The 11,589-nt window shown below is 64.1% G+C and carries 9 protein-coding genes; 3 read left to right on the forward strand and 6 right to left on the reverse strand.

All coding sequences use genetic code 11. From position 1 onward, the window contains the following. Nucleotides 1-11 precede the first annotated feature (11 nt). Nucleotides 12-1,460, forward strand: a complete 1,449-nt coding sequence (locus tag LPA34_RS18125; protein WP_228980689.1) for a catalase — start codon at nucleotides 12-14, stop codon at nucleotides 1,458-1,460. A 198-nt stretch (nucleotides 1,461-1,658) separates the two neighbouring features. Here the strand turns inward: LPA34_RS18125 and LPA34_RS18130 are convergent, their stop codons facing one another. From LPA34_RS18130 to LPA34_RS18155, 6 genes are all read right to left on the reverse strand, one after another. After that, the gene (locus tag LPA34_RS18130; protein ID WP_228980692.1) at nucleotides 1,659-2,555 is read right to left on the reverse strand and encodes a 2-hydroxy-3-oxopropionate reductase; all 897 of its coding nucleotides are present in this window, start codon (nucleotides 2,553-2,555) and stop codon (nucleotides 1,659-1,661) included. 64 nt (nucleotides 2,556-2,619) lie between these two features. Continuing rightward, nucleotides 2,620-3,405 carry a 2-dehydro-3-deoxyglucarate aldolase gene (gene garL, locus LPA34_RS18135; RefSeq protein ID WP_228980693.1) on the reverse strand — a complete coding sequence of 262 codons (786 nt, stop codon included), beginning with the start codon at nucleotides 3,403-3,405 and terminating at the stop codon, nucleotides 2,620-2,622. Between the two features lie 373 nt (nucleotides 3,406-3,778). Beyond that, complete coding sequence (locus tag LPA34_RS18140) at nucleotides 3,779-4,600, reverse strand: alpha/beta fold hydrolase (protein ID WP_228980695.1); 822 nt, start codon at nucleotides 4,598-4,600, stop codon at nucleotides 3,779-3,781. 101 nt (nucleotides 4,601-4,701) lie between these two features. Then, a complete protein-coding gene (locus LPA34_RS18145; protein WP_228980698.1) occupies nucleotides 4,702-6,294 on the reverse strand; it encodes a benzoate-CoA ligase family protein in 1,593 nt (530 codons plus the stop codon). A gap of 147 nt (nucleotides 6,295-6,441) precedes the next feature. Then, a complete protein-coding gene (locus LPA34_RS18150; RefSeq protein ID WP_228980700.1) occupies nucleotides 6,442-8,040 on the reverse strand; it encodes a 3,4-dehydroadipyl-CoA semialdehyde dehydrogenase in 1,599 nt (532 codons plus the stop codon). Between the two features lie 94 nt (nucleotides 8,041-8,134). Continuing rightward, the gene (locus tag LPA34_RS18155; RefSeq protein WP_228980703.1) at nucleotides 8,135-8,614 is read right to left on the reverse strand and encodes a 4-hydroxylaminobenzoate lyase; all 480 of its coding nucleotides are present in this window, start codon (nucleotides 8,612-8,614) and stop codon (nucleotides 8,135-8,137) included. Between the two features lie 156 nt (nucleotides 8,615-8,770). On the opposite strand from LPA34_RS18155, the gene LPA34_RS18160 reads away from it, so the two are divergent. Beyond that, entirely contained in the window at nucleotides 8,771-9,706 is a 936-nt protein-coding gene (locus LPA34_RS18160) for a helix-turn-helix transcriptional regulator (protein WP_411179007.1), read from the forward strand. 141 nt (nucleotides 9,707-9,847) lie between these two features. Further along, entirely contained in the window at nucleotides 9,848-11,575 is a 1,728-nt protein-coding gene (gene boxC / locus LPA34_RS18165) for a 2,3-epoxybenzoyl-CoA dihydrolase (protein ID WP_228980706.1), read from the forward strand. Nucleotides 11,576-11,589: the final 14 nt, after the last annotated feature.

The raw sequence follows: 11,589 nt of genomic DNA on the forward strand, positions 1-11,589 counted from the left end.
CAGGACACGACATGAACAAGCTCACCACTGCATTTGGTGCACCCGTTGTCGACAACAACAACATCCAGACGGCCGGCCCCCGCGGCCCCGCGCTGTTGCAGGATGTGTGGTTTCTCGAGAAGCTCGCTCATTTCGATCGCGAAGTGATTCCCGAGCGCCGCATGCACGCGAAGGGCTCCGGTGCGTTCGGCACGTTCACGGTGACGCACGACATCACGAAGTACACGCGCGCGAAAATCTTCTCCGAGATCGGCAAGACGACGCCCATGTTCGCCCGCTTCTCGACGGTTGCCGGCGAGCGGGGTGCCGCCGATGCCGAGCGCGACATCCGCGGCTTTGCATTCAAGTTTTATACGGAAGAGGGCAACTGGGACATGGTCGGCAACAACACGCCGGTGTTCTTCATGCGCGATCCACTCAATTTTCCCGATCTGAATCACGCCGTGAAGCGCGATCCGCGCACCGGCATGCGCAGCGCGGAAAACAACTGGGATTTCTGGACGCATCTGCCCGAAGCGCTGCATCAGGTGACGATCGTGATGAGCGATCGCGGCATTCCGAAGTCGTTTCGCCACATGCACGGCTTCGGCAGCCACACGTTCAGCCTGATCAATGCCGCGAACGAGCGCCACTGGGTCAAGTTTCATTTCCGCACGCAGCAGGGTATCCAGAACCTGACCGACGCCGAAGCGGAAGCGCTCGTCGGCAAGGATCGCGAAAGCTCGATGCGCGATCTGTACGAAAGCATCGAGAAAAAAGCGTTTCCGCGCTGGACGCTGTGCGTGCAGGTCATGCCGGAGAAGGACGCGGCCACGTATCCGGTCAACCCGTTCGATCTGACGAAAATCTGGCCGAAGAAGGACTATCCGCTGATCGAAGTCGGCTATGTCGAGCTGAACCGCAACGCGGAGAACCATTTCGCCGACGTCGAGCAATCCGCGTTCAATCCGGCCAACATCGTGCCGGGCATCAGCTTTTCGCCGGACAAGATGCTGCAGGGCCGTCTCTTTTCGTATGGCGATGCGCAGCGCTACCGGCTCGGCGTGAATCACAACCAGATTCCGGTGAATGCGCCGAAGTGCCCCGTGCACAGCTATCACCGCGACGGCCAGATGCGTGTCGACGGCAACGCGGGCGGCGCAACTTCGTACAATCCGAATTCGCGCGGCGAGTGGATCGAGCAGCCGGATTTCCGCGAACCACCGCTTTCGCTGGAAGGCGCGGCGGATCACTGGAATCATCGCGTCGATGAAGACTATTTCTCGCAGCCGGGTGCGCTGTTCCGTCTGATGTCGGCGGAACAGAAGCAGACGCTATTCGACAACACCGCGCGCGCGATCGCGGGCGTGTCGAAGCCGATTCAGGCGCTGCACATCGAGCACTGCACGAAGGCCGATCCAGCTTATGGCGCGGGCGTCGCAAAGGCGATCCAGGCAGTCGAGGGAAAAGCCGGGCGGTAATCCGCTGCTGAACCTTCGTCCGGAAGGTTCAGCAGGTTGGAGCATCGCATTGAAGAAGGGGCGTGGCGTCGCGATCGCACGCCCCTTTTCTGTTTCCCCGGCCTGGAAATGTTTATTCAGACGCATCGGTGAGTATTTCCGGGAGCCTCATACAGTTCCTTGCGGCTCCCGTCACGCGCTTCAATCAGGTACGCGGCGTCACGTTTTGGCGGGCTGGCCGATCTCGTGATTCGCGAGCACTTCGAGTGCGCGAACCATCGCCGAGTGATCCCATGCCTTGCCGCCGTGCGCGACGCATGCGTTGAAGAGCGCCTGACAGGTCGCCGTGTTGGGCAGCGATACGCCGAGCGCCTGCGCGGTCGAGAGCGCGAGGTTCAGGTCCTTCTGATGCAGCTCGATGCGAAAGCCCGGATCGAACGTGCGCTTCGTCATCCGTTCGCCGTGTACTTCGAGAATCCGCGAGGAAGCGAAGCCACCCATCAGCGCCTCGCGCACACGTGCCGGATCGACGCCGGCTTTCGACGCCAGCAGCAGCGCTTCGCCGACCGCCTCGATGGTCGCCGCGACGATCACCTGGTTGGCGACCTTGCACACCTGTCCTGCGCCCACGTCGCCGATCAGCGTGACGTTCTTGCCCATCATGTCGAAGAGCGGCTTCACGGCGTCGAACGTGGCCTGCGTGCCGCCGACCATGATCGTCAGTGATCCGGCCTTCGCGCCCACTTCGCCGCCCGAGACCGGCGCGTCCAGATACTCCGCGCCGCTTTCGCGCACCCGCGCGGCAAATTCGCGCGTGGCCATCGGCGAGATCGAGCTCATGTCGACGACGGTCTGGCCCGCGCGCAGTGCGCCCGCGAGTCCATCCTCGCCGAACAGCACGCGCTCGACGTCCGGCGTGTCCGGCACCATGATGAAGATGACGTCGGCTTTCGCCGCGACGGCCGCCGGGCTGTCGCAGGCGACGGCGCCAGCCTGCTTCAGGTCGTCCGGCACGCCGCTGCGCGTGAAGGTCGCGAGCGACACGTTGTTCTTGAGTAGATTCGCAGCCATGGGCTTGCCCATGATGCCGAGTCCGATAAAGCCTGCTGATTGCATGTGATCCTCCGTTCGGTCTGTCGGGTTCAGTGTGTCGTTGAATCGGGTGTCTGACATGTCGGGTTCAGGCGGCGATGAAGTGCCTGTGCACGGCCTGCGCGGCGTTGCGCAGCAGACCGAGATCGGCGCATACGGCCACCACCTGGCAGCCCATCGCGATGTAGCGTTCGGCGTCTGCTTCCACCGGCGCCAGGATGCCGCTTGCCTTGCCGCCGGCGTTCGCGCTCGCGAAGACGCGTTCGATGGCCTGCTGCACTTCCGGATGGTTCGCGTTGCCGAGATGGCCGTAGCCAGCGGCGAGATCCGACGGACCGACGAACACCGCGTCGACGCCGTCGACGGCCACGATCTCGTCGATCGCTTCGACGGCCGTGCGGCTTTCGATCTGCACGATCACGCAGATGTTGTCGTTCGCGATATCGAGGTAATTGGCGACGGTGCCAAAGCGATTCCCGCGATGGCCGACCGACACGCCGCGTATGCCGTGCGGCGGATAGCGCGTCGCGGCGACGGCGCGCGCGGCATCGGCCGCACTGTCGACGAACGGAATCAGGAAGTTGCAAAAGCCGCTGTCGAGCAGACGCTTGATCACGACGCTCTCGTTGGCCGGCGGCCGGACGACGGGCGCACTGCGACTGTCTTTCAGCGACATCAGCTGCGGAATGAGCGTGATGACGTCGTTCGGCGCATGTTCCGCGTCGAGCAGAAGCCAGTCGAAGCCGATCACGCCGAGCATTTCCGTGACGATCGGGCTTGCCAGCGACGACCAGCACCCCACGAGCTTCTCGCGGTTGCGTACGGCCTGACGAAAACTGTTGGGCAGAGGCTGAAACGGCGAGGCAGCGATCATGAATTGTCCTTCGGCTGGGTGACGAGTGGCGGGCAGAACAGGTCGCAGGGCAGGGTTGAAGCCACGTCCCGTTCAAAACATGATGTTATCTGTCATCGTACATCTTAATTGCATTATGCACCTGCCAGTGTGCGTTCATAGCCGCGTTAACCCGTATATTTAACAGTGACATGGTGTTTCTCCGTCTTTTTGTTAAGTTATACGATGACTGATGATGAAGATGCCTGATGCCTGCCACATAGCGAACGCGGCACGGCATACATGATGCGACGGGAAGGAAGGCAGGGAAAGGGCTGAACGCCCGAATATGACAAAGGTGAGCGCGAAACGGGATCGCGCTCACCTCCCGAAAAAGCTCACCGCAGGAGATTGGCTACCGGCTTTTCACAAACGCAGCGATCTTTGCGTTCAGCAGTTCAGGCGCCTGGCGATGCGGTGAATGTCCGCAGCCGTCGAGTTTTGCGAGCTGCACGTGCGCGACGTGCTGCTGGATCAGATCGATCTGCGCCATCGTGCCGTACTCGTCGTCATGGCCCTGGGCGGCGAACAGCGGGCACGTGATCGAGGGCAGCGCGCCCGTGATATTCCAGCGCCGGAAGTCGGTGTTGAGCCAGATGTCGTTCCAGCCGTAGAACGCGGAATCGACGTCGTTGTGATAGCGCGCGAGCTTCGGCTTGAAGTCGGTTGTCTCAAAGGCGATCTTCGCCTGCGCGATGGCATCGACGGACTTCTGCTCGACGATCACATGGGGCGCGACGACGATCGCGCCACCCAGCGCGTGCGGAAACGCCGCCGCGTAGAGCAGCGCGATCGAGCCGCCATCGCTATGACCCACGAGCCACATGCGCGCGCGTTCGGCTTCGTCGACCTGAAGGGCATCGAGGAGCGCGGGCAACACGTCGTGCGCCTGCCGGTGCATGAAATCGACGGGCCACTTGACGTCGTGATCACGCGGCGTCGAGCGGCCATAACCCGGGCGCGAATACACGAGACCCCGGAAACCCAGCGCGTCGCACAGCGTTTGCGGCCAGTCTTTCCACATCGCGATCGAGCCGAGCCCTTCGTGCAGAAACACGGCAAGCGGCGCGTCGACACGCTCCGGGTTGAGCCATCGATACTCGATGCGAAGCGCGCCGCGATCCGCGCCGGCAGGCAGTTCGGCGAAGGCAGTCGACAGGGGCGTGCAGGCGGTCATGCGATCCGATCCATTAGACAGTCACAGAAGAGTTGAACGGCGTTTCACCGCGTATTGTGAGGCGGTTTCGATGGTATCCGTTGCGAGTGCATCACGGTGCTTCACGGCGCCTCGCGCAGTTTGAAACGCTGGATCTTGCCCGTCGCAGTTTTCGGCAGATCGTCGACGAACAGGATTTCGCGCGGGTATTTGTGCGGCGCGAGCCGTGCCTTCACGAAGGCCTTCAGTTCGGCGGCGAACGCGTCGGTCGCGCCCGCTTCGCGCTTCAGCACGACGAACGCACGCGTTTTCATGAGCCCGTCGCGCGTCACGCCGACGACCGCCGCTTCGAGTACGTCGTCGTGCTGCATCAGCACCATCTCGACCTCGATCGGCGACACGTATTGTCCGCTGACTTTCAGCATGTCGTCGCTGCGGCCGGCATACGTGTAGTTCCCATCCGGCAGACGACGGTACTTGTCGCCGCTTTTCAGCCAGTCGCCGAGAAACGTCGCGCGCGATTTGTCGCGGTTGCACCAGTACATCAGCGCGGCGCTCGGCCCCCGGATGTAAAGGTCGCCGATTTCGCCGTCGGGAACCGGCTGGCCGCTTTCGTCGCGCAGTTCGACATCGTAGCCCGGCACCGCGGTGCCCGTCGTGCCGTAGGCCACGTGACCCGCGCGATTCGACAGGAAGATGTGCAGCATCTCGGTCGAGCCGATGCCATCCAGAATCTCGCAGCCGAAGCGCTCCGTGAAGTGCTCGCCGGTTTCGCGCGGCAACGCCTCGCCCGCTGACGTGCACACGCGCAACCGTACGTCCGCGCGCTCAGGCAGGTCGGGTGAGGCGAGCATGCCCGCATACAGCGTCGGCACGCCATAGAAGATGGTCGGCCTGTGGCGCGTGAGCTGCGCGAAGACGGCCTCGGGCGTCGGCCGGCCGGCCATCAGGATGGCGGTTGCGCCAACGGAAAGCGGAAACGTCAGCGCATTGCCGAGACCGTACGCGAAGAACAGCTTCGCTGCCGAATAGACGACATCGTCCTCGCGGATACCCAGCACGCGTTTGCCGTAAAGCTCGGCCGTCCAGTACAGGTTCGCGTGCGTGTGGACCGTGCCTTTCGGCTTGCCCGTCGAGCCGGACGAATACAGCCAGAACGCGATATCGTCGGCGTGGCTTGCCCAGGGCGTCGCGCGTGGTGTGGATTCGTCGATCATCCGACGAAACACATGCTCGCCTGGCAGATTCGCGTCCTGCGGCTGCGAGACGATCAGCACGCAGCCTTCGTTCGACGCATCCGCGAGCGCCTGCGCGATCGTCGGCAGCAGCGCGCCCGTTGCGATGACCGCGCGTGCGCGGCTGTGATCGAGCATGTACGTGTAGTCGGCGGGCGCGAGCAACGTGTTCGCGACGACTGGCACGACGCCCGCATACAGCGCGCCGAGAAACGCGACGGGCAGATCGGTCGTGTCGTGCATCACGAGCAGCACGCGTTCCTCGGGATGAATGCCGAGTTTCGTCAGCGCGCTCGCGAAGCGGCGCGCAAGCGATTCGAGTTCGCCGTAGGGCGTGACGCCGTTGTCGTCGATATACGCGGGTCTCTGGGCGCGCGTTTCGTTTAGCGCAAAAAGGTGCGCTGCGAAATTGAAGTGAACGGGCGGCGCTTCGACGGCGGGTTGACCGTTTGCGGCGGTCGGCTCTACCAGGGCTTCCATGCTTGTCTCCTGACGTGGGCGACGCGCGTCCGGCTGGGCGAGGGCAGCCGTCACACATTCTTTTTACCGGTTGTATGGGTCGATTCAGTGGTTCGTGCCTGCTCCGGCTTCCGGCGTCGGACGGTTACCGGTGAGCAGGCTTCGGCGTCACGCATTCGCGCTGGAGGTCGCCTGGTGTACCGCTTCGTTCGTTGCGGCCGGCGCCTGGATGGCCGCGCGGCGATGATAGAAATTCAGCGCGCGCACGCCGCCCAGTTCCTCGCCGCCGCCGGCCCGGCCCGGACCGCCGTGCAGCGACATCGGCATGACGTTGCCGTGGCCGGTCTGGCTCTGTGCCACCGAAGGCGAGATCGCATGGACGCGCCCGTGCGTATCGGCGAGTTCGAGCGCGATGCGCGCAAGACGCGCTTCGTCGTTCGAAAACACCGACGCGACGAGCGAGCCGTGTCCGCGTCGCGCGAGCGCGATGGCATGCGCTTCTTCCAGCGATGTGTCCGGTGCAGATGTGACGGTGTACGCGCACAGCGTCGCGACCGGACCGAATACCTCGATGTCGTGAATGCGCTTGGCCGTGTCCGCGTCGTCGACGACCAGCAGATGCGGCGCGATGCATGCCGCAACGGCAGGATCGGCGTCGATGAGTTCGACGGTCGAGCCATCGAACGCGACGCGCGCTTCCTCGCGCAAGGCCGCGATGCCGGCGCGCACGTTGTCGTACTGTTCGCGATTGACGAGCGCGCCCATTCGCACCGACTCGTTGCGCGGATTGCCGACAGTGATTTTCGCGAGCTTCGCGACGAGCGCGTCGGTGGCGGCGGCGAGATGCTGCTTCGGCACGAAGGCGCGACGGATCGCCGTGCATTTCTGGCCGGACTTCACCGTCATTTCGCGCACGACTTCCTTGATGAAGAGATCGAACGCTTCGGTGCCCGGCGCGGCATCGGCGGCGAGAATCGCGCTGTTCAGGCTGTCGGCTTCGACGTTCAGACGCGCGCCGTGCTCGATGAACGCGGGATGCGCGCGCAGCTTCGCGGCGGTTTCGGCGGAGCCGGTGAACGAGACGACATCGAACGCGCCGATCGGGTCGAGCAGGCCCGCCGAGCCCCCGCAGATCACCGAAAGCGCGCCGTCCGGCAGAATGCCGGCCTTCACGACATCGGCCACCATGCGCTGCGTGAGCCATGCGGTCGCCGTCGCAGGCTTGACGATCACCGGCACGCCGGAGAGAAGCGCGGGCGCGGCCTTCTCCCACAATCCCCACGACGGGAAATTGAACGCATTGATAAAGAGCGCGACGCCGCGCGTGGGCGTCAGCACATGCTGCGTGGTGAACGACCGGTCCTTGCTGAGGCTCACGGTGGCGCCGTCGCGCAGCGCATGGACGTCGCCGAGCGTCGCGCCGAATTTCGCGTAGTACGACAGCGTGAAGATCCCGCCATCGATATCGACCGCGGAGTCGTTCTTCGTCGTGCCGGAGTTCGCGAGCGCGATCGCGTAATAGTCGTCGCGGTTCGCCTGCAGTACTTTCGCGACTTCCGCGAGCAGGGCGGCGCGCGCCGCGTAGGTCAGGCTGCGCAACGCGGTGCCGCCCTGCTCGCGGGCGTAGTCGAACGCCGCGGGCAGGTCGAGGCCCTGGCTGGAGACGCGCGCGAGCGCATCGCCCGTCACCGGATCGGTCAGCAGCGTGCCTTCGCCGTCACCGGCGACCCACTTGCCGGCGATAAAGTTTTCTAGCAATGCGGCCATGAGATGCCCCTTCCTGAGCGATCGGTTGAGCGGTTCGTCGCGCCGGCTTCGTGGAACGCGATGCAATGAGCGTGGATGCGGAACGCGGCGCGCGTCAGGCAGCGGCTTCCTGCTTCGTGAACTGGATGGCGCCTTCGGGCAGCAGATAGAGCACGAGCGCGCTGCCGTGAGCGACCGTCGGCCGGTGCGCGGTGCCCGGTCCATACACGCACCAGCCAGCCGGATGGCCGTCGAAGGTCGCGCCCCCGGTGAGCGGAATGATCAGATCGATTTCACCGTTCGGATGCACGTGATGCGGCCCGGCGATGTCGGTCATGCTGACGACGTCGACCGAAAAGCCGTGTGTGTCCGGCAGCGCCTTGAAGATGCGTCCGTAGCGGATGCCGCCCGCTTCGCGTTCGCACAGCCAGCCTTCCTTCACGCCGGCGCAGCAGGCGTCGGCGAGTTCGGCCCAGGCCGCGCCCGAGGCGGGATACTCGGCGTTCAGCCAGCCGGCGAGATCCTGATCGAGCGGGCGCGCCTCGATCCTGCTGGTCACGCCGGCAATCAGCGTTCGAAATGTGTCGGGGGACATAAGTGTCTCCACCGCGCGTCAAGCGCGGATCGTCGCCGTGACGCGAGCAGGCCGCACGCGTCTGGCTGTCTTGAAAATGTGCATTAAACTTAGCGTGCGACAAACTGCATGTCAAGCACTATAATTCATTAAGATCCGCTCAGAGGACGCTTCAACATGAAACAAACCGCCGCCATGCAACCGGTCGAGCCTGCGGATCACGACACCGCGCCCGACGACGCACGTGAAGCCCGCGATCCGTTTCTGGTCGGAATGGGAGAGCGCGTGCGCCTGCTGCGCGCGCGTCGCGGCCTGACGCGCAAGGCGCTGGCGAAGGAAGCGGATGTCTCCGAGCGCTACCTCGCGAACCTCGAATCCGGCGTGGGCAACGCATCGGTGCTGTTCCTCCGTCAGCTCACGAAGGCACTAAACTGCACGCTGGCCGAGATCGTCGGCGACGAAACGACGTCTTCCGCCGACTGGCTGCGCATCCGCGAGCTGCTGTACGGCCGCGATCACGACACGTTAAAGCGTGCCCGCGTCGCGCTCGAGGAGATGCTTGCCACCGCGCCGCAAGACCCCAACCGGCGCAACCGGATCGCGTTGATCGGCCTGCGCGGCGCCGGGAAATCGACGCTCGGCCGGATGCTCGCGGACGAGCTGAAAATGCCCTTCGTCGAGCTGAACCGCGTGATCGAACAGCTGGCGGGCTGCCCGCCGGCGGAGATCCACGCGCTGTACGGAGCGAGCGCTTACCGGCGCTACGAGCACCGCGCGCTCGAAGCGGTGATCGCGGAGCATCCCCGCGCGGTGATTGCTTCTCCGGGCGGTCTCGTGTCCGAGCCCACCACGCTGAACGCGCTGCTCGCGCATTGCTTTACCGTGTGGCTGCAGGCCACGCCAGAAGAACATATGCGGCGCGTGATCGCCCAGGGCGACCTGCGGCCGATGTCCGGCAACAAGGAAGCCATGGATGACCTGAAGCGCATTCTGGAAGGCCGCGGCGAATTCTACGGACGCGCCGACATGACGTTCGACACCAGCGGCAAGCCTCTGGCGGAATGCTATCTGTCGTTGCGAGACCGGCTGGCGGCGCGGATCGCCTCGGAGTGACGTCGATGTTGATGCCGTCGCGTGAACTAAACTAAAACGCATGCCCGGGAAAACCCGTAATAAGCACTAAAGTGCTTTACTCGACATAAAAGATGCACTATCGTACATTCAACCAATCCGCAATGTACGAAGGAGACATCCATGTCAGTCGCTCAATCAGTGGAGCAGGGCATCGCGGCAGGTGCGACGCCGGTTCAGACACCCGCCGCGCCGCCGGCCGGCCCGCGCGTCGACTATCGCACCGAGCCGTCACGCTATAAACACTGGTCGCTGACATTCGATGGCCCGGTCGCCACACTCGGCATCGATATCGCCGAAGACGGCGGCATTCGCGAAGGCTACAAGCTCAAGCTCAATTCGTATGATCTGGGCGTCGACATCGAACTGCACGATGCGATTCAACGCATCCGCTTCGAGCATCCGGAAGTGCGCACGGTGGTCGTCACGAGCCTCAAGGACCGCGTGTTTTGCTCCGGCGCGAATATTTTCATGCTTGGCCTGTCGTCGCATGCATGGAAGGTCAACTTCTGTAAATTCACCAACGAAACGCGCAACGGTCTCGAAGACACGTCGCGCTATTCGGGCGTCAAGTTTCTCGCGGCAGTGAACGGTGCGTGCGCCGGCGGTGGCTACGAAATGGCACTCGCGTGTGACGAGATTTACCTGGTCGACGATCGCTCGTCGTCCGTCGCGTTGCCTGAAGTGCCGCTGCTCGGCGTATTGCCCGGCACCGGCGGTCTCACCCGCGTCACCGACAAGCGCAAGGTCCGTCATGACCGCGCCGACATCTTCTGCACGATCGTCGAAGGCGTGCGCGGCGAGCGCGCGAAGCAGTGGCGCCTCGTCGACGAAGTGGTCAAGCCCAGCGTCTTCAAACAGACCGTGCAGGCGCGCGCGCTGGAACTGGCCGCGCAGAGCGACCGTCCGGCTGACGCGAAGGGCGTGACGCTGACGCGCGTCGAACGTCAGGATCGCGAAGACGGCCTCGGCTATGCGACCGTCGACGTCATGATCGACCGCACGAAACGCACCGCGACGTTCACCGCGAAAGCGCCGTCGGGCCACCAGCCCGCCGATATCGACGCCATCGTCGCGGCCGGCGCGAACTGGTGGCCGCTGCAGTTCGCCCGCGAACTCGACGACGCGATTCTCTCGATGCGCACCAACGAACTCGATACCGGCACGTGGATCTTCAAGACGGAAGGGGATGCCCGCGCACTGCTCGCCGCCGACGCCACGCTGCTTCAGCACAAGGACCACTGGTTTGTCCGCGAAACGATTGGCATGCTGCGCCGCACGCTGGCGCGCATCGACGTATCGTCGCGTTCGCTCTTCGCGCTGATCGAGCCGGGTTCGTGCTTCGCCGGCACGTTCGCCGAACTGGCGTTCGCGGCTGACCGCACCTACATGGCGGCGCTCCCCAGCAACGAAGATGAAGAACCGGCGATCACGCTCTCCGACGTCAACTTCGGTCTGTATCCGATGATCACCGGCCAGTCGCGCCTTGGGCGCCGCTTCTACGACGAAACCGGACCGATGCAGGCCGCGCGCGAGCAGACCGGCAAGCCGGTGAAGCCGGTCGAAGCCGAGCGTCTCGGTCTCGTGACCGCTGCGCCGGACGACATCGACTGGGCCGACGAAATCCGGATGGCGATCGAAGAACGCGCGGCGATGTCGCCGGATGCGTTGACGGGTCTTGAAGCGAACCTGCGCTTTAACGGGCCGGAAACGATGAACACGCGCATCTTCGGCCGGCTTTCCGCCTGGCAGAACTGGATTTTCAACCGGCCGAACGCGGTGGGCGAGAAGGGCGCGCTCAAGGTGTACGGCAAGGGCAGCAAGGCGCAGTTCGACCTGAACCGCGTGTAACGCGCGTTTTATCG

It is taken from the genome of Paraburkholderia gardini, assembly GCF_907164575.1.
Classification (GTDB): Bacteria; Pseudomonadota; Gammaproteobacteria; order Burkholderiales; family Burkholderiaceae; genus Paraburkholderia; species Paraburkholderia gardini.